The organism is Herminiimonas sp. GW821-FHT09C12 (assembly GCF_059416385.1).
Genome location: NZ_JBWKPC010000002.1, coordinates 1,388,172 through 1,411,075, shown reverse-complemented (window position 1 = coordinate 1,411,075; position 22,904 = coordinate 1,388,172). Strand labels below are relative to the sequence as shown.

The 22,904-nt window shown below is 51.1% G+C and carries 21 protein-coding genes; 11 read left to right on the top strand and 10 right to left on the bottom strand.

Going from position 1 to position 22,904, the window contains the following annotated elements; translation table 11 throughout:
• Positions 1–20 precede the first annotated feature (20 nt).
• The 5 genes from AC07N2_RS16450 to AC07N2_RS16430 all read left to right on the top strand — a co-directional run bounded on the left by AC07N2_RS16450 (position 21) and on the right by AC07N2_RS16430 (position 3,656).
• Positions 21–347 carry a YbaB/EbfC family nucleoid-associated protein gene (locus AC07N2_RS16450; RefSeq protein WP_076593802.1) on the top strand — a complete coding sequence of 109 codons (327 nt, stop codon included), beginning with the start codon at positions 21–23 and terminating at the stop codon, positions 345–347.
• A 37-nt stretch (positions 348–384) separates the two neighbouring features.
• Positions 385–981 (top strand): recombination mediator RecR, encoded by a 597-nt coding sequence (gene recR / locus AC07N2_RS16445; protein WP_494779206.1) that lies wholly within the window; start codon positions 385–387, stop codon positions 979–981.
• Between the two features lie 91 nt (positions 982–1,072).
• Positions 1,073–1,732 (top strand): HD domain-containing protein, encoded by a 660-nt coding sequence (locus tag AC07N2_RS16440; RefSeq protein WP_494779205.1) that lies wholly within the window; start codon positions 1,073–1,075, stop codon positions 1,730–1,732.
• A gap of 8 nt (positions 1,733–1,740) precedes the next feature.
• Positions 1,741–2,985 carry a CaiB/BaiF CoA transferase family protein gene (locus AC07N2_RS16435; RefSeq protein WP_494779204.1) on the top strand — a complete coding sequence of 415 codons (1,245 nt, stop codon included), beginning with the start codon at positions 1,741–1,743 and terminating at the stop codon, positions 2,983–2,985.
• Between the two features lie 293 nt (positions 2,986–3,278).
• Positions 3,279–3,656: a DUF3597 domain-containing protein gene (locus tag AC07N2_RS16430; RefSeq protein ID WP_494779203.1), complete on the top strand. Its 378-nt coding sequence runs from the start codon at positions 3,279–3,281 to the stop codon at positions 3,654–3,656.
• 112 nt (positions 3,657–3,768) lie between these two features.
• Here AC07N2_RS16430 and AC07N2_RS16425 read toward each other — a convergent pair whose 3' ends face one another.
• The 5 genes from AC07N2_RS16425 to pgi all read right to left on the bottom strand — a co-directional run bounded on the left by AC07N2_RS16425 (position 3,769) and on the right by pgi (position 9,508).
• On the bottom strand, positions 3,769–4,350 hold the full coding sequence (locus AC07N2_RS16425; RefSeq protein WP_494779202.1) for a TMEM175 family protein: 582 nt from the start codon (positions 4,348–4,350) through the stop codon (positions 3,769–3,771).
• 88 nt (positions 4,351–4,438) lie between these two features.
• Entirely contained in the window at positions 4,439–5,374 is a 936-nt protein-coding gene (gene tal / locus AC07N2_RS16420; RefSeq protein ID WP_494779201.1) for a transaldolase, read from the bottom strand.
• A gap of 88 nt (positions 5,375–5,462) precedes the next feature.
• Positions 5,463–6,329: a MurR/RpiR family transcriptional regulator gene (locus AC07N2_RS16415; RefSeq protein ID WP_494779200.1), complete on the bottom strand. Its 867-nt coding sequence runs from the start codon at positions 6,327–6,329 to the stop codon at positions 5,463–5,465.
• Positions 6,330–6,344: 15 nt separating this feature from the next.
• Positions 6,345–7,814 (bottom strand): glucose-6-phosphate dehydrogenase, encoded by a 1,470-nt coding sequence (gene zwf, locus AC07N2_RS16410; RefSeq protein WP_494779199.1) that lies wholly within the window; start codon positions 7,812–7,814, stop codon positions 6,345–6,347.
• 41 nt (positions 7,815–7,855) lie between these two features.
• Positions 7,856–9,508: a glucose-6-phosphate isomerase gene (gene pgi, locus AC07N2_RS16405; protein ID WP_494779198.1), complete on the bottom strand. Its 1,653-nt coding sequence runs from the start codon at positions 9,506–9,508 to the stop codon at positions 7,856–7,858.
• A 315-nt stretch (positions 9,509–9,823) separates the two neighbouring features.
• Here pgi and edd point away from each other — a divergent pair, with 315 nt between their 5' ends.
• Together edd and eda are read left to right on the top strand one after the other, a co-directional pair.
• Positions 9,824–11,752, top strand: coding sequence for a phosphogluconate dehydratase (gene edd / locus AC07N2_RS16400; protein ID WP_494779197.1), 1,929 nt, complete (start codon positions 9,824–9,826; stop codon positions 11,750–11,752).
• Between the two features lies 1 nt (position 11,753).
• Positions 11,754–12,374: a bifunctional 4-hydroxy-2-oxoglutarate aldolase/2-dehydro-3-deoxy-phosphogluconate aldolase gene (gene eda, locus AC07N2_RS16395; protein WP_494779196.1), complete on the top strand. Its 621-nt coding sequence runs from the start codon at positions 11,754–11,756 to the stop codon at positions 12,372–12,374.
• 249 nt (positions 12,375–12,623) lie between these two features.
• On the opposite strand, the gene AC07N2_RS16390 is transcribed toward eda, so the two are convergent.
• A complete protein-coding gene (locus AC07N2_RS16390; RefSeq protein WP_494779195.1) occupies positions 12,624–12,836 on the bottom strand; it encodes a hypothetical protein in 213 nt (70 codons plus the stop codon).
• A gap of 322 nt (positions 12,837–13,158) precedes the next feature.
• Here AC07N2_RS16390 and AC07N2_RS16385 point away from each other — a divergent pair, with 322 nt between their 5' ends.
• Positions 13,159–14,913 (top strand): cation:proton antiporter, encoded by a 1,755-nt coding sequence (locus tag AC07N2_RS16385; RefSeq protein ID WP_494779194.1) that lies wholly within the window; start codon positions 13,159–13,161, stop codon positions 14,911–14,913.
• A 102-nt stretch (positions 14,914–15,015) separates the two neighbouring features.
• Positions 15,016–15,687, top strand: coding sequence for a ribose-5-phosphate isomerase RpiA (gene rpiA / locus AC07N2_RS16380; protein ID WP_494779193.1), 672 nt, complete (start codon positions 15,016–15,018; stop codon positions 15,685–15,687).
• A gap of 34 nt (positions 15,688–15,721) precedes the next feature.
• Here rpiA and AC07N2_RS16375 read toward each other — a convergent pair whose 3' ends face one another.
• The 4 genes from AC07N2_RS16375 to AC07N2_RS16360 form a co-directional block, all read right to left on the bottom strand.
• Positions 15,722–17,821: a sensor domain-containing protein gene (locus AC07N2_RS16375; protein WP_494779192.1), complete on the bottom strand. Its 2,100-nt coding sequence runs from the start codon at positions 17,819–17,821 to the stop codon at positions 15,722–15,724.
• Positions 17,822–17,991: 170 nt separating this feature from the next.
• Positions 17,992–18,858 carry an MBL fold metallo-hydrolase gene (locus tag AC07N2_RS16370; protein ID WP_494779191.1) on the bottom strand — a complete coding sequence of 289 codons (867 nt, stop codon included), beginning with the start codon at positions 18,856–18,858 and terminating at the stop codon, positions 17,992–17,994.
• Positions 18,859–19,048: 190 nt separating this feature from the next.
• Positions 19,049–19,219 carry a hypothetical protein gene (locus tag AC07N2_RS16365; RefSeq protein ID WP_157889190.1) on the bottom strand — a complete coding sequence of 57 codons (171 nt, stop codon included), beginning with the start codon at positions 19,217–19,219 and terminating at the stop codon, positions 19,049–19,051.
• 51 nt (positions 19,220–19,270) lie between these two features.
• On the bottom strand, positions 19,271–19,600 hold the full coding sequence (locus AC07N2_RS16360) for a putative quinol monooxygenase (RefSeq protein WP_494779190.1): 330 nt from the start codon (positions 19,598–19,600) through the stop codon (positions 19,271–19,273).
• A gap of 263 nt (positions 19,601–19,863) precedes the next feature.
• On the opposite strand from AC07N2_RS16360, the gene AC07N2_RS16355 reads away from it, so the two are divergent.
• The gene (locus tag AC07N2_RS16355) at positions 19,864–21,114 is read left to right on the top strand and encodes an Hsp70 family protein (RefSeq protein WP_494779189.1); all 1,251 of its coding nucleotides are present in this window, start codon (positions 19,864–19,866) and stop codon (positions 21,112–21,114) included.
• Positions 21,115–21,368: 254 nt separating this feature from the next.
• Complete coding sequence (locus AC07N2_RS16350) at positions 21,369–22,823, top strand: Ppx/GppA phosphatase family protein (protein ID WP_494779188.1); 1,455 nt, start codon at positions 21,369–21,371, stop codon at positions 22,821–22,823.
• Positions 22,824–22,904: the final 81 nt, after the last annotated feature.

The following is a 22,904-nucleotide window of genomic DNA, read 5'->3' as shown; positions in this document are numbered from 1 at the left end:
TTATTTAAAGGAGCAACATCATGATGAAAAACCAATTGGCTGGCCTGATGAAGCAGGCGCAAGCAATGCAAGACAACATGAAAAAGATGCAAGAGCAGTTGGCATTGATTGAAGTTGAAGGCCAATCTGGCGCCGGCTTGGTCAAGATTGTCATGTCGTGCAAGAACGATGTGAAGCGTGTGTCCATCGATCCATCTTTGCTGGCCGATGACAAAGACATGCTGGAAGATTTGGTTGCTGCTGCATTCAACGATGCAGTGCGCAAGGCAGAAGCAACATCGCAAGAGAAAATGTCTGGCGCAACTGCTGGCATGCCTTTGCCTCCTGGCTTCAAAATGCCTTTCTAAGATTTACTTTTCGTAGCCTGTTGAAAGAAACCGCTTTTTGAAAACGCCATCCAGTCTCGATTTTTTGACCGAAGCATTGCGCCGCCTGCCGGGTGTAGGCCCGAAGTCTGCGCAACGCATGGCGTATCACTTGATGCAGCACGACAGAGATGGTGCTGCCATGCTCGGTCGTGCCTTGTCACAAGCGGTGGACAAGGTACAGCACTGTGCGATGTGCAATACCTTCACCGAACATGCTGTATGCGAAACCTGTCTTGATGCAGAGCGCAATCCAGCATTGTTGTGCGTGGTGGAAACGCCGGGCGATCAATTGATGATCGAACAGACGTTGACCTTCAAGGGTTTGTACTTCGTGTTGATGGGACGTTTATCGCCGCTCGATGGGATAGGTCCCAAAGATATTCATCTGGAAAAATTGATCGGCCGTGCCACTGACGGTATCGTGCAGGAAGTCGTGCTGGCGACCAATTTCACCAATGAAGGTGAGGCAACTGCGCACTACATCAGCGAGACGCTGAAAGCGCGCGGCTTGAAAGTCAGCCGTCTGGCGCGTGGCGTTCCTGTTGGCGGCGAGCTGGAATATGTAGATGCAGGCACGATCGCACGTGCGATGCTGGATAGACGTACTACGTAATACCTGTAATATCGTCGTCATGAGGCGTCGATAGCATAGCTTGCAAACGGTACTACAACTTGATGTTTCATCTTTCATAAAGGTGATCGCAATGTTTACCCACTCTCCTGAAAATCAAAGTTGGCTGCGCGCAAAATGGCAAGCACTGGTGACTTCAGTTGCTGCCGATCGTGCAGCATCCGATGCGGTATGGGATGAATTGATCCGACATTATTCCGAGCCACATCGCACTTATCACAATCTATCGCATGTCATGGTGTTGCTGCGCTATGCAGAAACACATCGCCATCAAATCAATCGACCAGAAATAGTGGAATTCGCCATTTGGTTCCACGACGTGATCTACGATACGCATTTGAAAGATAATGAACGACGTAGCGCGGAATGGGCGCGCCGGGCCATGATCGCGATGCAAATCGATGAGCACCATATTCCGCCAGTCATGGAATGCATCATCGCCACCGAGCGGCACGAAATTACTTCGCCGCGCATTGTTGATCTTCCCTTGTTCCTCGATATGGATCTCACCATTCTTGGTGCAAGAGAAGCTGTCTATAAGGAATACAGCGAAGTTATCCGTGCGGAATACAGTTGGGTGCCGATAGAAGAATATCGGATAGCGCGTGGTAAATTTTTGCAGCGCTTTCTGGAAAGACCATCGTTGTTTTTTACGCCGACCATGGCAGCTACGCTTGAACATCAGGCGCGCTTGAATCTCGAATTCGAATTACGTGAACTCGCATATATCTAAAAAAATACATGAAGAAAACAGCATCATCCGGTCCTTTAGCCGGAATCAAGGTTCTGGAGTTAGGTACATTGATCGCAGGTCCATTCTGCTCGCGTATGCTGGCAGAGTTTGGCGCAGACGTTATCAAGATCGAATCACCAGACGGTGGCGATCCCATTCGCCAATGGCGCGTATTGAAGGATGGCACTTCGCTGTGGTGGTCGGTACAGTCGCGCAACAAGAAAAGTCTGACCTTGAATCTGAAGGATCCACGCGGGCAGGAAATTGCAAAGAAACTGGCGTTGGAAGCAGACATCATCATCGAGAATTACAGACCTGGCGTGCTGGAAAAATGGTCGCTAGGCTACGAACAATTGAAAGTGGAAAATCCAGCAACCATCATGGTGCGTCTGTCCGGCTTCGGTCAGACTGGGCCGTTGAAGGATCAGCCAGGTTTTGGCGCGATAGGCGAATCGATGGGCGGATTACGTTATGTATCCGGCTTCCCGGATCGGCCGCCATTACGCGTCGGTATTTCGATAGGCGATTCGGTCGCGGCCTTGCATGGCGTGATAGGTGCAATGATGGCGCTGCGTCATCGTGATGCAACTGGTGGCCGCTGGAATGGCAAGAGCGGCGAGGCATCGGTCGCCGGACAAGGGCAGATGATAGATGTCGCCTTGTACGAAGCGGTATTCAATATGATGGAATCGCTGGTGCCGGAATATGATTACGCAGGTGTGGTGCGCGAACGTACCGGTGGCGCCTTGCCCGGCATCGTGCCGTCGAATACCTATACGACTGGTGATGGTGAAAACATCGTGATTGCAGGTAACGGCGATGCCATCTTCAAGCGTTTGATGCTGGCGATGGGACGTGACGATCTGGCCAACGATACTCAGTTATCACGCAACGATGGACGTGTTCCACGTACTGCAGAGATAGATGCAGCGATACAGGCATGGTGCGCGACGCAGACTATAGCAAGCGCCTTGGAGATTTTGCAGGCGGCCGATGTGCCTGTGGGTAAAATCTATTCGATACGCGACATGATGAGCGATCCACAATTTCTTGCGCGCAAGATGTTTGAGCAGCATGCATTTGCAGACGGTACACCTATCAAACTGCCTGCAATCACGCCTAAATTGTCTGAAACGCCGGGTGCAACAAAATGGCTGGGTCCAACTTTGGGCGAGCATACGGATGATGTATTGCGAACACTGGGTTATGATGATGCGGGCATTGCAGAGTTGAGACGCGACGGCGTAGTCTAAAAACGCCGCGAACAGAGGACGACATGAATAAAAATTTCTTGAAGCAGTTTGCCATTGCCTTGGTGCTTTTCCTACTTGGCTACTGGACGTTTAACGGTTTGATTTTTAACTGATTTCTTCAATGGCAGAGCACGCTATGTGTTTCTGCCTTGTTGAAACAGGGTGATTTTTGTGGTGTCATCGTAATAGCGATGAATAAGCAAGGGAACTTCGCCGTATTGGTTTTATCGTAGCAAGGCTGTTTGCAGTATAGATTTCCATCGACTTTCCGATTTTTTCAAAGGAGGTACACCATGGGTATTCTTAGTACTATTTTCAGCAAGATATTTCCATCTTCACACGCCGCCCCGGCTCCATCTACACCTGCGGCAACTACATCAGCAGCGCCTGCCGCACCATCCGCACCGGCTCAACAAGTCGATGTGGAAGCCATTCTGAATGGCTTGGCACAGAAAAATCCACAGAAGCTGAACTGGAGCACTTCTATCGTCGATTTGATGAAGTTGCTGGATATGGATAGCAGCCTGACTGCTCGTAAAACATTGGCACAAGAGCTGAATTACACCGGCGATACCAATGATTCGGCAGCGATGAATATCTGGTTACACAAGCAAGTGATGATCAAGGTGTCCGAAAACGGTGGCAAGGTGCCGGATGCATTGAAGCACTGATAGCTTCGGTTTTATAAAAAATGCGGATCGTGTTTCACTGATGAAGTGAAATACGATCCGCATTTTTCATTCAAGGTAGACGGAAATGATTCGTCTCTTCTGCATAAAGAACTTATTCTGTTCTTTCAAATACGCGTTCTATGCGTTTGTCAGGTACCAGCCACAAGATAGCAACCAGCACATAGATGCTGATGGAAATCCATTCAAACCAGAAGGCAGCTGGAATGGCGATGGCATACAGAACGGGTGATATCTTGCCTTTCCAGTCCTTGCCTATCGCACGCTGCAAGAGAGAGTTCTTGCCTTGGGCGGAGATGAGCAAGCGTTCGAGTATCCAGTAGGCAAGGGAAGACATGAGCAATATCACGCCATAAATTGCTGAAGGCATGGCGCCGAAATGGTTTTCTCCCATCCAGCCAGTGACGAAGGGAATGAGCGATAACCAGAAAAGCAGATGCAGATTGGCCCACAGCATTGCGCCGCTGACCTTTTCAGCGGTGTGCAGCATGTGGTGGTGATTGTTCCAGTAAATGCCGAGATAGACGAAGCTCAACACATAACTCAGAAATACGGGAATCAGCGGCTTGAGTGCTTCGAGGTTTTCTCCGTGAGGCACTTTCAACTCCAGTACCATGATGGTGATGAGTATAGCGATGACGCCATCGCTGAATGCTTCGACCCGACCCTTGCCCATACTTGCCTCACGTTTTTAAGGGAAATGACCTTTTGTAAAAACTGCCAGCAAGTAAGACGGAAGAGCGTAGCGTCTTCCGTCGCTTGGACTATTTCAACGCTTCAAGCAATTTATCCAGCTTTACTGCATCCACACAGAATGCGCGTATGCCTTCAGCCAGTTTCTCGGTTGCCATCGCATCGTCGTTCAACATGCTGCGGAAGGTTTTTTCATCCAGCGTGAGTTTCTGGAGATCTGCAGTTTTTGCTTCTGCCGGCACGAGCTTGCGTGTCAGCGGCGCATCCGACTCGGCCAACTTCTGCAGCAGTTCAGGGCTGATGGTCAGCAGATCGCAGCCGGCCAGTTCGATGATTTGCGAAGTATTGCGGAAGCTGGCGCCCATCACTTCAGTGGCATAACCGAACTTGCGATAGTAGGTATAGATGCGTTTGACCGATTGCACGCCAGGATCATCCGCGCCGGTGTAGTCGGTGCCGGTAGATTTCTTGTACCAGTCATAGATGCGGCCGACGAATGGCGAAATCAGTTGTACACGTGCATCGGCGCAGGCAATGGCTTGAGGTAAAGAGAACAGCAACGTCAGATTGCAATGTATGCCTTCTTTTTCCAATACCTGTGCGGCGCGTATGCCTTCCCATGTGGAGGCGATTTTGATCAGTATGCGATCGCGCGAGATGCCTGCTTCTTCGTACAGGCGAATCAGCGTGCGGCCTTTTTCAATCGAGCCTTCGGTATCGAAGGACAAGCGCGCATCGGTTTCAGTTGAGACACGACCAGGGATGACTTTGAGAATTTCTTGTCCAAACGCGACTAGCAGATGATCAATGATTTCGTTGGTGCTTTTACCAGCATGGTCGCGTGCGACCTTTTCCATGATCGGCTTGTACTCATCCTTTTGCACCGCCTTCAGGATCAGTGATGGATTGGTTGTTGCATCTTGCGGTGCAAATGCTTTGATCGATTGAAAGTCGCCCGTGTCGGCAACGATAGTGGTGTATTGCTTCAGTTGTTCGAGTTGGTTCATGGCGCAATAGTGAGTTGTCTAGGAATGATCGGTATTGACACTCTTATTGTACGCAATGTTCCTGCATCTTTGCAGACACTGGATAAAGCTAATTTTTCAGCGGCACTTGCAGGAAGGAATCGAATTGCAGGTCGAATTTTTGTAGCGCTTTCTGAGCGTTGACCATTTTTTTGCGACGCTCAGGACTCAAGCGTAGTGCCAACCCGACTGCAAGTATGTCGATTACGACCAGATGGGCGAGGCGTGCCGATATCGGCGTATAGGGATCGGTATGGAAGTGCAGGTCGATAGGAATCAGTATTGTCGCCAACTCCGCCAATGGTGTGCCGCTGGGTGCGAGTACGATGATGGCAGCTCCCGAGCTACGTGCCAGTTGTACGCTGCGTAGTAGAGAGAGACTGCTACCGCGCTGCGAGATGGCGACCACGACATCGCCTTTTTTCAACAAGGATGCGGCGATGCTATGTATGTGCGGATCGGAGTAGGCGACTGTCGGTACGCCGGAACGAAAGAATTTGTGCTGTGCATCGGCAGCGATGATACCGGACGTGCCCTGCCCATAAAATTCTATCGTGTTGGCGTTGCCTAAAACCTGTAGCGCTTTTTCGATGGCATTGGCATCCAGACTGTTACGCAGGTCGAGCAAGGTGTTGATCGAGCGATTACACACCTTGTCGACGATATCTGTAGCCATGTCTTCCAACATGGGTGATTCGCCAGTGCCGGGCGAGAGCGCCAGACCTTGCGCCAGCTTCAGCTTGAATGCCTGCCAGCCATCAAAGCCTATGGCGCGGCAAAAGCGCACGACAGTTGGTTCTGATACCTCGGCTTTTTTTGCCAGTGCAGTGATGTTTTCTGCAATGGCGAGTTCAGGTTGTTCCAATACGGCGAGTGCGACTCTTTTTTCCGATTTGGAAAGTGAGTCGTACTGTGTGCGTATTGAGTCCAGCAGCATGCGGGTGTGCTCCGCTTATTCCGGTAAGGCTTCTTCGCGCCATTGCAGGCCGTCGCGGCCAATCAGCGCGCTCGATGCAGCTGGCCCCCAGGTGCCGGCTGCATACGGTAGTGGTTCGTTGCCGTCTTGTTCCCAATGGCGCAGTACAGGCTCAACCCATTCCCAGGCTGCTTCCAGTTCATCGCTGCGCATGAACAGTGTCAATTGACCACGCAATACGTCTAGCAACAAGCGCTCGTAGGCATCCATGCGTGGTGCTTTGAAGGTTTCAGCAAAGTCGAGCTCGAGTTCGACCGGTTTCAGGCGCATGCCATCGCCCGGTGTTTTTGCCATCAGGTTCAACTGCAGGCCGTCATCTGGTTGCAGACGAATGACCAGGCAGTTCGGCTGGAAGCTGTTGGTTGATTGCGCAAAGATAGAGTGCGGGATCGGTTTGAAGCGCACAACGATTTCTGCCAATTGATCGGCCATGCGTTTGCCGGTACGCAAATAGAAGGGTACACCGGCCCAGCGCCATGTATCGATCTCGGCTTTGACGGCAACGAAGGTTTCAGTATTCGAATCCGGGTCGGAATTTTTTTCTTGTCTGTAACCGGGAACAGCCTTGCCATCGACATGGCCGGAGCGGTATTGGCCACGGATGATGTTCTTTGCCAGTGCATTTTGCGTGAATGGTTTCAGCGAGCGTAATACCTTCAGCTTTTCGTCACGGACTGCGTCGGGTGTCACAGACAGTGGTGGTTCCATTGCGACGATACACAGCAATTGCAGCAAATGATTTTGCAGCATGTCGCGTAAGGCGCCGGATGTTTCGTAATAGCCCATGCGATTGCCAACGCCGATTTCTTCCGCGATCGTGATCTGTACATCGGAAATCCATTCGCGGCGCCACAGTGGTTCGAACAGCACATTGCCGAAGCGCAGTGCGAGCAGATTTTGTACGGCTTCTTTACCGAGGTAGTGATCGATCCGGTAAATCTGTGATTCTTTGAAGACTAGGCTGACTTCCTGATTGATCTGTTTGGCGCTGGCGAGATCGCGGCCTAGCGGTTTTTCCAGAACGACGCGGGAATTCTCGGTTGCCAATCCGCGTGCGGATAGATTGTGGCAAATCTTGGCGAACAGGGTAGGTGGCGTTGCAAGATAAAAGACGCGGGTGAGCGCAGGGTTATCGCGCAAGGCATCATTCAGTGTTTGATAAGTATCAACATTGCTCGCATCCAGCGAAACGTATTTGATACGTGCGCAGAATTTGTCCCATACCGCTGGCGTTAAGGTCTTCTCGTTGATATGCGGCTTGGCATTTTCATTCAGCGTATTAACAAACTCTTCCTGGCTCCAGCTATGGCGACCGACGCAAATGATCTGTGCCGCAGGAGGCAAATCTCCGGCGCGGTCACGAGCGTACAGCGCAGGAATGAGTTTGCGCATCGACAGGTCGCCGCCGCCGCCAAACAAGACAAGATCAAAATCGGTGAGAGCCATGGTAATGAAGAAAGTTGTATGAGTAAGTGTTCGTTAGAACGTTATTGTTTGTTGTGTAGTGCAGTCTTGGCGCGTGCAATCAAACCATTGGTCGAGCTATCGTGTGTCTCGGGTTTTGTTTGATTGCTCAATTCCGCCTGGATGTTTTTTGCCAGTATCTTGCCTAGTTCAACACCCCATTGATCGAAGCTATTGATGCCCCAGATTGTGCCTTGTACAAACACCTTGTGTTCATACAACGCAATTAACGCACCCAGTGTGCTCGGGGTTAACGCATCCATCAAAATAGTGTTGCTTGGACGATTGCCGCGGAAGATACGATGCGGCAGCAGTTTTTCAATTTCTGCCGCTGGTAATCCTTGTGCCTGCATATCGGCGCGTACTTCATCGGCATTTTTGCCGCGCATAAAGGCTTCAGATTGCGCGAAGCAATTGGCCAATAACAAGACCTGGTGTTCTTTCATCGCATGCGATGGTGTCAGCGCAGCGATGAAGTCGACTGCCATGATGTCTGTGCCTTGATGCAGCAACTGGAAATAGGCATGCTGGCCATTGGTGCCGACATCGCCCCAGATAACCGGGCAGGTTGCGACTTCTACTTTTGTACCGTCAACCTGAGTACTCTTGCCATTGCTTTCCATTTCCAGTTGTTGCAGATAACCGGGAAACAGACGCAAATCCTGGTGATAAGGCGCAATTGAAATGGAGGTGCTGCCGATAAAGTTGCGATTCCAGATGCCGATCAAAGCGAGGATGACAGGCAGATTTTTTTCCAGTGGCGCATCCTGGAAGTGCTGATCCATTGCATGCGCACCGGCAAGAAATTCCTTGAATTGTTCGATGCCTATCGAGAGTACCAGTGCCAGGCCGATAGCGGACCACACCGAATAGCGACCACCCACCCAATCCCAGAATGGGAACATATTCTCTGGCGCAATGCCGAAGGCTTTTACTGCATCCAAATGGGTAGAAACGGCGACGAAGTGTTTGGCGAGATCGGCCTCACTCGCGTGCTTCAAGAACCATGTGCGTGCTGATTGCGCATTCATCATGGTTTCTTCGGTATGGAAACTTTTGGAAGCAATGATGAATAAGGTCGTGGCGGGGTTGACGCGCGACAGGATGGCATCCAGATCATGACCATCTACATTGGAGACAAAATGCGTGATCAGGCGAGGGTGTGCGAAAGAGCGTAGTGCCTGGCATGTCATCTTCGGGCCGAGGTAGGAGCCACCTATGCCGATGTTGACGATGTCGGTAATTTCGCGTCCATCGAAGCCGCGCCATTCGCCGGAACGCACGCGTTCGCTAAATGCGCCCATCTGATCCAGTACAACTTGTATATCTGGAACAATATCTTTGTTGTCCAGCATCAGCTTTTCGTTACGCGGTTTACGCAAGGCTGTATGCAGGACTGCGCGATGTTCTGTGCGATTAACTTCTTTGCCGGCAAACATGTCATCACGTTGCGCTTCTACCCGCATATCGCGGGCAAGCGCGTACAGCAATGTCATCGTCTTGTCATCGACAATATTTTTGGAGTAATCAAGGAATAGACCTGCGCCTTCAGTGGATAATTTGGCGAAGCGAGCAGGGTCCTGTGCAAACAAGTCGCGGACTTGTCGGTCTTTTGTCTCGGTGTGATGCTGTTGCAGCGCCTGGAAGGCGGTGGTGGCAGTAAGCGGTATGCGCATGGGCGGTAGACGCGATCTAAGGTTGGTTGAAACTATACATCAATTTATGGTAATTTCACTACAAATAAATTTACTGTGGGCAATGCAAACAACGAATGTGCATGGCCGATTATTTGTAGCACGCCTGTAACGGATACTTGTTCCGATGGAAAGTTCAATCGAATGCCACATTTCGATGGTTTGTAATGAAACGGTCATGGAGTGAATTTCTTGCGCGATAAGGAGTCCTACGTTTTCGCAAGAAAGTAAAAGATGATGGTAGTTCGATACAATTTGTTGTAGTAAAATTTCAAAACTGTTTTTCAAGGAATTTATATGTCGCTCCATCCTGTTGTGACTGCCGTAACCGCAAGGATCGTAGAGCGTAGCCGGCCTTATCGCACTGCCTACCTTCAGCGTTTGGAACATGCGCGTCAAAAGGGTGTGCAGCGTAGTACGCTTTCCTGCACCAATCTTGCCCACGGTTTTGCTGCCTTCCCGCAGAACGACAAATTGGTGCTGAAGCAGCAAACGAATCCGTCTATTGCCATCATTTCTGCCTATAACGATATGTTGTCGGCGCATCAGCCATTCGAGCGTTTTCCACAGATCATCAAGGACGCAGTGCGCAAAGCGGGCGGCGTCGCACAATTTGCCGGTGGCGTGCCTGCGATGTGCGATGGCATTACGCAAGGTCAGCCGGGCATGGAGTTGTCGCTGTTTTCACGCGATACGATCGCCATGTCTACGGCGATTGCCTTGTCGCACAATATGTTCGATGCAGCCTTGTATCTCGGCGTATGCGACAAGATCGTGCCAGGGCTGATCATCGGCGCATTGCACTTCGGACATTTGCCTGCGGTATTTGTGCCAGCTGGGCCGATGACGAGCGGCATGTCCAATCCGGAAAAAGCACGGATACGCCAACTGTATGCGCAGGGAAAAATCGGACGCGATGCCTTGCTGGAAGCGGAAGGACAGTCGTATCACGATGCTGGCACTTGTACTTTCTACGGTACAGCTAACAGTAATCAAATGTTGATGGAAGTGATGGGTCTGCATCTGCCGGGCGCTGCTTTCATTACACCGAACACACCTTTGCGCGATGCCTTGACTGCAAGCGCAGCACAACGCGCAGTTGAAATCAGTGCACAAGGTAAAACTTACACACCTATTGGTCGTCTGGTCGATGAAAAGACTATCGTCAACGCCGTCGTGGCCTTGCTCGCGACCGGCGGCTCTACCAATCACACCTTGCATCTGGTCGCGATGGCGAAGGCGGCTGGGATAGTGATCGATTGGGATGACTTCGATGCCTTGTCGAGTATCGCACCTTTGGTTGCACGCATTTATCCGAATGGTGACGCCGATGTAAATCACTTCCATGCTGCTGGTGGCACCGGTTTCGTAATCCGTGAATTATTGGATGCGGGTTTATTGCATGACGATGTGCTGACTATTCTCGGGCGTGGTTTGCGTGCGCATGCGACCGAGCCATTCTTGCAGGATGACAAAGTTGTCTGGAAAGCAGCCGCAGCGGTAAGTGGCAATACAGATGTCTTGCGTACTGCAACTGAACCATTTTCGACTGATGGCGGCATGAAGCTGATGTCAGGCAATCTTGGACGTGCAGTGGTGAAGGTATCGGCAGTCAAGGTGCAGCATCGCATCGTGGAGGCACCAGCCATCGTGTTCGATTCGCAAGAAGCCTTCATGCATGCTTATCAGGCAGGTGAATTGAATCGAGACTTCATTGCCGTATTGCGTCATCAAGGCCCACGCGCGAACGGTATGCCGGAATTGCATGCGCTGACACCAGCGTTGGGTAGCTTGCAGGATGCGGGGCGTCATGTTGCCTTGGTGACTGATGGTCGTATGTCAGGTGCTTCGGGCAAGGTGCCGGCAGCCATTCACGTCTCGCCGGAAGTGCTGGCGGGCGGTCCTTTGGGGCGTGTGCGCACCGGCGACATCATTCAATTAAATGCGGAAACTGGCGTGTTGCAAGCGCTGGTGCCAGAAGCGGAATGGGCTGCGCGCGGTGCAGAACCAGCCGACTTGTCGCAAAACGAAATCGGCATGGGGCGTGAGTTGTTTGCGATGTTCCGTCACTCGGTGAGTGAGGCGGAAGAGGGCGCTACCACCTTCGGTTTGCCGCCGCCTTTACTGGAAACTGACGAAGACAAAACGAGCAATACGCTTGCAGTGCCGGATGATGAGCCGTTTGTCGATGAAGATAGTTTGATTGAGCGTCCAATAGGAAACTGACATGAATCTGCTGGAAATAATGCGCGCGTCGCCGGTTATTCCGGTTATTGCTATCGACGATTTGAACTACGCGGTGCCGCTGGCACGGGCATTGGTCGCGGGCGGCATACGCGTGCTGGAAGTAACCTTGCGTACGCAACACGGTTTGGCTGCTATTCGTGCGATTGCCGAGCAAGTGCCGGAAGCCATTCTTGGCGTTGGAACCTTGACGCGACGCGAAGATTTTGTGGCAGCACGTGATGCTGGTGCGGTCTTTGGTGTGTCGCCAGGATTGACGATGGAATTGATCGAAGGTTCGCGTGCCAGTGGTTTACCTTTGCTACCAGGTGTGATGACACCGTCAGAAGTGATGTCGGCGCGCGAAGCAGGGTTTCATCAATTGAAGTTGTTTCCTGCTGTGCCGGCTGGCGGTGTTGGGATGTTGAATGCGATTGCGGGACCGTTGCCGGATGTGCTGTTTTGTCCGACGGGCGGGATTTCGCAGGAGACGGCGGCAGAGTTTTTGGCCTGCAAGAATGTAGCTTGTGTGGGCGGGTCTTGGCTGACACCCAAGGATGCGGTAGCGGCTGGTGATTGGGTTAGGATTACTGCTTTGGCTAAGGCGGCTTCGGGGTTGAGGTGAGGTTTGCTTTGTTTTGATAAAGAAGGAGCCGCTTTTGAAGCGGCTTTTTTATTGTGGTTTTGGGTTTTGTTTGTTGATGCTGTTCTTTGTTCTAGGTGGCTCAGTATGCCGGGGGTGGCCCGGCAGCCACTTACTTTCTTTGCTTCGCCAAAGAAAGTAAGCAAAGAAAGGCGACCGCGGAGCCGCAGCCCTTCGGGTTCCCGTTTGTGCAGGACAAAAAATGGGAAGCGAACGAAACTCGCCTTCGGCTCAGACAACGTTCACTTCTTTATCCATTTTCTGCCCCGCACAAACGGCTGCGTCAAAGCGGGGGAAAATCAACAGCCACAGCCTTGTTGCTTGACGGAAGTCACGCACATTACGTGAATAAGTAAGGCTGTGGTCGTTGTCGTTGTTTTTGACTTTCCCGCATGTGACGTTGCCGAGACAAGCAATCGTCAGGCGGATAAAGGGCGCAAACATGTCTGAGCGTAGCGAGTTGGTTTGCGACCCCGACTGGCGATTGCTTGTCTTGGGTACCCGCTTTAGCGGGCAACGGCTTTTGCGTCGCCTTCTTTTGCTTACTTTTCTTGGCGAAGCAAGAAAAGTGAGCGGCTGCCGGGCCGCCCCCGGCATACCAACTCTCTACGGAGAGAGAACAGAATCAATACGCCCCGACCATATAAAAACAAAACCTACCTAAAATCCAGCATAGACACATCTTTCATCTATGTGTAAGGTTTAACCATCAGCAGCACGTTCCACGCCCATCCGTACGTCAATAAAAACAATCCGGGGCCACCCTATGCATGGAGCTGAATTCATTCAGGATCTGGCAGTGATCATGCTGATCGCCGGCATAGTCACGATTTTGTTCCATCATTTCAAACAGCCTGTTGTCCTTGGCTACATTCTCGCCGGCGTGATCATCGGGCCGCATACGCCACCTTTCGAACTGATACACGACGATAGAACGATCAAGATCGTGGCTGAGCTTGGCGTTGTGTTCTTGATGTTTTCTCTTGGCCTCGAATTCAATCTGAAAAAACTGAGTAGCGTCGGTGTGACTGCTTTCATCGCGGCATTTGGGGAAATCGTTTTGATGACCTGGATAGGTTATGAAATCGGGCAGTACTTCAAATGGAATACGATGGATTCGTTGTTCCTCGGTGCGATGCTGGCGATTTCTTCGACGACGATTATCGTCAAGGCGCTGGATGAACTGGGGATGAAAAATGAGCGCTTTGCTCAGCTTATTTTCGGCATCCTGATCGTGGAAGACATTCTGGCCATCGGCATGATCGCACTGTTGTCCGGTATCGCAATGAATGGTTCGGTTGATGCTGGAGATGTGTTCGCTACTGTTGGCAAGCTCTCGCTTTTCATGATCGTGGCATTGGTGCTGGGTTTGCTGATGGTGCCGCGTTTGCTGGCTTATGTGGCGAAGTTCAAGAGTAATGAAGTGTTCTTGATCACTGTGTTGGGCTTGTGTTTCGGTTTCTGTCTGCTGGTTTTGCAATTGGAATACAGCATTGCTCTGGGTGCCTTCATGATAGGTGCGATCATGGCAGAGGCGCGGCAGTTGCATTTGATTGAGCGCTTGATTGCGCCTATCCGCGATATGTTCAGCGCCTTGTTCTTCGTTGGTGTGGGCTTGCTGTTCAATCCTACTGTATTGGTGACGTATGCATTGCCGATTGCCTTGATCACGGTCGCAGTTGTGCTCGGTAAGGTTTTTGCCTGCGGGCTTGGTACCTTTGTTGCGGGTAACGACGGCAAGACTTCACTGCGCGTTGGTATGGGGCTGTCGCAGATCGGTGAGTTCTCTTTCATCATTGCTTCGCTTGGTTTGACCTTGCAGGTCACCAGCGATTTTCTGTATCCGATAGTAGTGGCGGTCTCGGCTGTGACGACGTTGTTGACGCCGTATTTAATCAAGCTGGCGGACCCTTTGTCGCAGCGTGCAGCGTCGGCCATGCCGAGCAACATTAGCCGCTTCGCCAATCGTTATACCGCGTGGCTGCAAAGCAATCAGCTTGAAGGTGATCGCGCAATGCTGGCGAAGATCGTGATGCGCATAGTGGCGCAGGTGATCGTCAATTGCGCGATGACGGCGGCGGTCTTCCTGGCAGGGATTTATATTTTTGGTGCGATTGAAAAAAGTCTGGCTTCATCGATTGCGGATGAGCATATTCAAAAAGCCATTGTATTTGGCGGAGCGTTGGCTGTTTCCTTGCCGTTCTTGATTGCAACTTATCGAAAACTGAATGCATTGAGCTTGTTACTGGCGGAGCTCATCATTGGCGATGGCGGCAAGTTTGTACATGGCTTGCGTCGCGTGATTGCCGAGGTGATTCCAGCGTTGTCGATAGTCGGGATTCTTCTTTTGATTGGTTTATTGAGCGCGAGCATACTGCCACCGACCAATGTGCTGATCGTATTGCTGGTTGCAGCCGCGATATTGACGGCTGTGCTGTGGAAGACCTTTGTACGCTGGCACTCCAGCTTGCAAATCGCGCTTTTCGAGACCTTGGAAGAGCATGTGGACGAAAAAGCTTGATATGAAGGCAACGATAAGGTCATTTTTACCGCGTAGTCGGGATGCTGATGCGGGCATCCGTTAAAATAGCGGACTTCCAAATTCCTTTTTCTGTGTATAGCCATGACCCAAGACGAAATGAAGCAAGCAGTAGCCCGCGCTGCCATCGATTATGTAGTGACAGGTGAAATCATCGGCGTAGGCACTGGTTCCACAGCCAATTTCTTCATAGACGAGTTGGGCAAGATCAAGGATCGCATCAAGGGCGCGGTGGCTTCTTCCGAAGCGACTGCAGAGCGTTTGCGTGCGCATGGCATTACCATTTTTGATTTGAACAATATCGACTCGATGTCGGTATATATCGATGGCGCGGATGAAATTACATCAGATGGCGCGATGATCAAGGGCGGCGGTGCAGCATTGACGCGCGAAAAGATTGTTGCTTCTGTGGCCAAACAATTCGTTTGTATCGCTGACGGTTCCAAGCTGGTGGATAAATTAGGTAATTTCCCGTTGCCGGTAGAAGTGATCCCGATGGCGCAAGCAGTTGTTGCGCGTAAATTGGCTGCGCTCGGTGGTGAGCCGCGCCTGCGCGTGAAAGATGGCAAACCAGTGGTGACTGATAACGGTTGCTACATTATCGACGTGCTGGGTATGCAGATTCAAAATCCTGCAGAGCTGGAAGCGCAGATCAACGATATCGTCGGCGTAGTGACAGTTGGCTTGTTTGCAAGACGCGGTGCGAATGTCGGCTTGCTGGGAACTGCAGATGGCGTGAAACGCTTGAGCTTCTGATCGCAGCAACAACAGCTTATTCAAATAGAGCAGCTTATTTCTTCAACAAATCCAAAAAGTTTTTGTTCGGGATAGGTTTGCTCATCAAATATCCCTGACCTTCGTTACAGCCGTTTTCCAGTAGAAACTGGAATTGATCTTCAGTTTCTATACCTTCTGCCAGCACAGTCAGATTCAAATTCCGCCCCAGTGAAATAATGGCTTTGACGATGGCAGCGCTGTCTTGATCGGTGGCGATATCGCGCACGAAGGATTGATCTATCTTCAAGGTATCGACCGGGAAGCGTTTCAGATAACTCAGGCTGGAATATCCGGTACCGAAATCATCCAGCGAAATTTTCACGCCGAGTGCACGTAGTTGCGTCAGCATGGCAAACGATTTCTCCACATCTGTGGTCATCACGCTTTCCGTAATTTCCAATTCCAGATATTGCGGCTCCAGATCGGTTTCGGTCAGGATGCGCTCCACCATTTCAACGATATCGCCTCGCGCTAGTTGGCGCGGCGAAAGATTGACCGAAATCGGAATTGGCGGATAGCCGGCCTTTTGCCATGCGCGATTTTGTCGGCAGGCTGTGCGTAATACCCATTCACCGAGCGGAATGATCAAGCCTGTTTCTTCCGCCAGAGGAATAAAACTGGCGGGTGAAATCATACCCGCGTGTGCGCTGTTCCAGCGTATCAAAGCCTCTACGCCGATGATCTTGTGAGACGCGAGGCTGACTTTAGATTGGTAGTGCAGCACAAAATTTTCGTTGGAAATGGCCTGACGCAAGTGGTTCAGCAATTCCAGCCTGTCAGTCACGGAATTGTTCATCTCTGCAGAGAAGTACTGGAAGTTGTTGCGTCCCAGTTCCTTCGCCTTGTACATCGCGGAATCGGCATTCTTCAACAATGTTTCTACATCGCGACCATCGTCGGGGCAGAGTGTGACGCCGATACTGCATGTAATCTGGAATTCCAGATCGTTGGCTTTCCACGGTTGTGCAACCTCGTGCAACACACGTTGCATGGTGTGTGAAATCGCCTCTTCACTCGGTTGATCAGTAAGCAAGAGGACGAATTCATCACCGCCCTGGCGTGCCACGGTATCGCTCTCGCGCAGGCAGGAAGTCAGGCGGTGTGCGGTAATTCTTAATAATTCATCGCCAACCTGATGGCCTAGGCTGTCATTGATGAATTTGAATTGATCCAGATCGAGGAAGGCAATCGCAGTCAGATTGCCGTAGCGTGCGGAATGCAAGACCGCTTGCTGCATACGATCGTACAGCAGAGTTCTGTTCGGTAAGCCAGTGAGCGCATCGTGCGTAGCCTGAAACTGGATTTCTGCTTCATGCAGTTTTCGTTCGGTGATGGCTTCTACCGTGCCTTCGAAGAAGAGCAGGGTGCCTACACTGTTATGAACTGCGCGGGCATTTTCAGAAATCCAGATCACATCGCCGTTGCGTCTATGCACGCGAGATTCAAAATTGGTCACAACGCCATGCTTGGCCATCAGGCGCATGAATTCAATGCGGCGTTGCGGATCGACATAAACCTGATGATCGATGTCGCGCAAGGTGGAGATCAATTCCTGCGGCGTATCGTAGCCATACATGCGGGCTAGCGCAGGATTGACCGCAAGATAGCCGTCATTGGGCGTTGATTGGTATATCCCTTCGATCGCGTTTTCAAAGATGCTGCGATAGCGTCGTTCTGCTTCGCGCAAGGCTTCGTCGGCTTGCTTGCGTTCGGTGATGTCCTGGATAAAACCTTCGAGAATGTCACGTGATTCACTATCGTGAGTGATGTTGGTGCCACGTTCCCATACATGGCGAACCGTGCCATCGGCACGCACTATGCGGTATTCGATGTCGAAGCGCTGGTTGTTTCTGACTGCCTCCAGAACGGTCTCGTGCACATGCTGACGGTCATCCGGGTGTGTGATCTGGTCGTAGGAGATGCGGCTGTTGAACAGAATATCTTCTTCGGTATAGCCGGTCAGTGCGAAGCATCCTTCGCTGACGAATTCCATGGTCCAGTGTTCATCCAGGCGGCAGCGGTAGACCATGCCTTCTAAATTGGCAAGTAGGGTGCCCAGCAAGCGCGCTTGCAAGGTTGGATCAGCAGGATGGGATGGCATGGAGAGCAACATGATTGGATGCGGTATTTTAAGTCACGAACGTCCCCCAGTTTTCCCAGCATCTGGGTGGTGCAAGCGTATCGCTCAGGCAAATGCCTACTTTCCATGAAGCAATAACGATGCCATCTGAATCGCTTATTTTTCGCACTTAAATGGTGCGCTCTCCTATGAGGGAAAGGTTGTCAGCTTGGCAGTGTGTTGAGGGGGATTTTCAGATATCGCACGCCGTTGTCATCGGCTGGAGGCATATTGCCGGCGCGGATATTGATTTGAATTGCCGGCAATATGAGGGTGGGCATGCCTAGGGTTTTATCGCGCGCGGTGCGCATCGCGACGAAATCGTCTTCGTCTATGTCTTTGCGTATATGGATGTTTGTGGTGCGCTGTTTGGCGACTGTGCTTTCCCATGCGGGCGCACGGCCATTTGGCGGATAGTCATGACACATGAACAAGCGTGTTGTGTCGGGAAAGCTGAGGATTTTTTGTACGGACTGATACATCGTGTGTGCATCGCCACCAGGGAAGTCGCAGCGTGCGGTGCCTGCATCCGGCATGAACAAGGTATCGCCGACAAAAATGGTGTCGCCTATGTGATACGCCATATCGGCGGGCGTATGTCCCGGCACATACAGTGTCTTGGCAGTCAGATTGCCAATATGGAATTCTTCGTCTTCATGAAACAAATAATCGAATTGCGAGCCATCAAATTTGAATGAATCTTCCAGATTGAAAATGTCATCAAAGACGCGCTGTACCTTGGTGATCATCTGGCCGATGGCGATCTTGCCACCTAAATGATTTTTGATATAAGGCGCGGCGGATAGATGGTCTGCATGTGCATGCGTCTCCAATATCCATTCGACTATCAGTTTCTGTTCTTGAATGAAGTTGATGAGCTTGTCGGCGGAGGTAGTGCTGGTGTGACCTGACTTGGGATCGTAATCGAGTACCGAATCGATGATGGCGCAGGCTGATCCGCGTGCTTCGTACACCACGTAGCTGACGGTTCCTGTTTCTGCATCAAAGAACGATTGCACGATAGGTGACATGGGCGATTCCTTGATTAAGCTTATGCGTGACGGGATGGATGCAACGATACGGGGTGCCGCAAGTAGGCAACGTTCGCATGACAAGAGCAAGCTTGCATCATCGATGAAGGTTTAATGTCGTCAACATCAATGTGGAATTGGCAGGGACTGCGGCGCGCATTACATTGCGTGCCACAGTCTGCCTTGTGCATCAGCGTGGTTTGTCGGCGATTTCTCGCGCCATGCGATCTTGTCTGTCGTAGAAATCCAGCGTGCCGATATCGCCGCTATTGCGCTGTCTGGATGGGATCAGATGTTCGATATCGGGCATCAGCTCGTCATCGATTTCCATATCCTCTTCGCTACCCCAACTCGTATTCATAAATCCTCCGTAAGCCGGTATTTTACGATGCAGCCACGCAAAGGGCTAGCATCAACCAAGAGAATCAGGGACTTCGCCGCTGCCGGGTAATTTGGCGACCAGCACGGTGAGTTTTTCAATGACTAGCGGTTTTGCCAGCAAATCCGCAGCGACTTCGCCCAATGCCTTGGCAATTGCGCCATCGAGATGTGCTTGCTGACCAGATTCGTTGACGAAGGCGTCGAAGATGCCGAAGGTATTGGCATTCAATTTGATTGCAAACCAGGCAACTGTTGCCGGTTCACCCAGTGCATAAGGTAGCTGTGCACGCAGAAATTCTTCCAGCTCTTTTTCCTTGCCTGGCTTTGCTTCCAGGCGGACTTGCAATCCGACGTTAACCATGATGTGTCTCCTTTATCGTTGGCGATTGAGTACCCATGTGGTGCAGACAGCGTTGTAGAGAACGACGATTGATTGTAATCCTCATTGTTGATTCATGAACATTCGGTGCCAGAATGCGGTTTCTCAGCAGCTTGTCCATTAGTGTATCGATTCATTGATAAGTGTATGACAACGCTGCATTCCTGCTGGCAGGCGAGAAAATAAACACATCTCGCGGTCTATGACTTATCATCGTGGCCCATTTCATTTTCAGAGGTTTTTCCATGGCAAACGCGTGCGGCGTCGATTTTGGGACGTCGAATTCGACAGTCGGCTGGAGCCGTCCCGGCACCTCGGCATTATTGCAACTGGAAGATGGCAAAGTTACATTGCCATCCGTTGTTTTCTTCAATGCGGATGAAGAGCAGGTCTATTACGGCCGTGCCGCATTAGCCAATTATCTACAGGGTTATGAGGGTCGCTTGATGCGCTCCTTGAAGAGCATGCTCGGCACCAGCTTGATCGATGATCAGACTGAAGTGATGGGCAAGGCCTTGCCGTTCCGTACCTTGCTGACACAATTCATCGGCGAGTTGAAGCATCGCGCAGAAAAAGCAGCAGGGCGCGAATTCAGCAGTGTCGTCCTTGGCCGTCCGGTGTTTTTTGTCGATGGTAATGAAGAAGCCGATATTCTCGCGGAAGATACCTTGTATGAAATCGCGCAATCCGTTGGTTTCAAGGACATCGATTTTCAATTTGAACCGATTGCAGCAGCTTTTGATTATGAATCGCAGATAACGAAAGAAGAGCTGGTATTGATCGCCGATATCGGCGGCGGTACTTCGGATTTCTCGCTGGTACGACTGTCACCTGAGCGTGCGAAAAAAGTCGATAGACGCGACGATATTCTGGCGACCGGCGGTGTGCATATCGGTGGTACTGATTTCGATAAATATTTGAGCCTGACCAGCATCATGCCTTTGCTCGGCCTTGGCAGTCGCTTGAATAACAATGCCGAAGTGCCATCCAGCTATTACTTCAATCTGGCAACCTGGCACACGATTAATCTGGCTTATACGCAGAAGACCTGGTTGCAGATCAAGGACATTTATCGGGATGCCCGTGAAAAGGACAAGCTCGATAGTCTGCTGGATTTGATTGAGAATCGCTCAGGCCACTGGCTGGCATTGAAGGCAGAAGAGGGCAAGATCGCACTGTCATCAGAGCTGGAAACAGAACTGTTGCTGGATCGTTTGTCACCACGTCAGACCCTGACCTTGCGCCGTGATGAGTTCGACGGCGCGATCGGCAAGATGGTTTCGACGGTTGAAGGTACGGTAGCCAGTCTGCTTAACGACGCGGGTATAGCGGCCAGTGATGTGGATACCGTCGTGTTCACTGGTGGTTCCAGCGGTGTGCATCTATTGCGTGAAAAAATCAGTTCCCTGTTGCCGGAAGCACGGCGCGTGGAAGGCGATTTATTTGGCAGCATAGGTGCAGGACTTGCGCTCGATGCAGTCAGAAAATTCGGTTAAAACCGGAGATTCATTCCTACCTTCAAATCTTTCTTGTCGATCAGTATTTGGAAATGGTATAAACAATTTGCGCATTTATGATGCGCAATTTTTTTATATGCGTTGAAATGCGAATGGCGATGGCAATCTTGCAGGTGAGAATTGTCATGACGCGGTAATAATGCGGGCTTATCGTCACGAGCTTTTCACGCGAAATCGCATGATGCCATTGCACAGTTCAAGCTACGAAACTGGTGCGTGATCGAGAGGATGGAATGTTTGCAGCAGTAGATCTTGGCTCCAATAGTTTTCGCCTGCATATCGGGCGCCATGATGGTGGCACCATGCGCATCATCAAGAGCGCGCGCGACCCGATACGCCTTGGTGCCGGCCTGGATAGCAAAGGCAATCTTACTGCAGCAGCAATGGAAAGCGCGATCGAGTCGCTCGGGCGCTTCAATTCAATTTTAAGCACTTATCCGCTGAACGCCGTGCGTGTGGTAGCGACCAATACGATACGTATTGCGAAGAATGCGGCGATCTTTCTGCCTGCCGCTGAAGCTGCGATTGGTTATCCAATCGAAATCATTTCCGGTGAAGAAGAAGGCCGCCTGATTTATATGGGCGTGGCCAGTACGCTCTCGCAAAATGAGCGTCGTCTGGTGCTGGATATCGGTGGCGGCTCGACTGAGCTGATTCTGGGCAAGGGACCGAAGATAGAACAGGTGGAGTCGTTCAGCATCGGTACCGTGCCACAAAGCCTGACGTTTTTCCCCAATGGTGAAATTGATGCCGCCGCGTTTGACGCAGCGATTCTTTCTGCCCGTTCGCGTTTTGAAGATGCTGTGCCTTTATACAAATCCGATCTCTGGTCAAATGCGTATGGCTCGTCCGGCACCATGCGTGCAATTGCCGACGCAGTTGGCAAGAATGGTTTGGGCGATGGCTTGCTCACGCTTAAAAGCCTGGAGGCACTCAAACGCCGTTTGATTCAGTTCGGTCACGCCAGCAAGATCGATTTGATCGGGATGAAGAGTGATCGTGCTGGAAGCATTACCAGTGGCCTGGCCATACTGATTGCGCTGATGCAGGAATTCGGTATCAAAGAGGTCAAGCCGATCGAAGCAGGTCTGCGTATGGGTGTACTGTGGGATTTGCATTTACGTGCGACCAAGCGCGATCGCCGCGACGAGTCAGCGCGCGATTTTCTGCAGCGCTTTAAAGTGGATGAAGCGCGTGCAGAACGTGCTGCGCAAGTAGCGAGTGCAATTTTGACCTTGCTCAAGCCTAGCGATGAGAGTTACGCCAAACTGCTGTACTGGGGCGCATTGCTGCATGAAGTCGGCTTGATGGTGTCGCATAGCGGTTACCATAAGCACGCGGCCTACATGATAGAGAATGCCGATTTGCCGGGCTTTACTACACGTGAGCAACGCGTGATGAGTCGTCTGGTATTGGCGCAAAAAGGCAATTTACGTAAAGTGGCTGACAGTTTGTCTGATGCCAATTTCGCCAAGGCGGTATTGTCTTTGCGTTTGGCGGTGATGTTCATGCATGCGCGTCTTAATATCGGTATTGACGAGGTACGCCTGAAAATGAAAAACCGGATAGAGCTGGAAATCCGTAAGGAGTGGGTGACTGATCACCCGACGGTTTCTTACTGGATGAATAAAGAGAAAGAATGCTGGAGTGAGGTCGGCATTGATTTTTCTATCAAACTGACTGGCTGAATAAACTGGTCAACGCGGCTGTAGACAGATCCATGATGGGCACAACGTTGTGCCCATTACTTTATCAAGATCAAAGCGTAC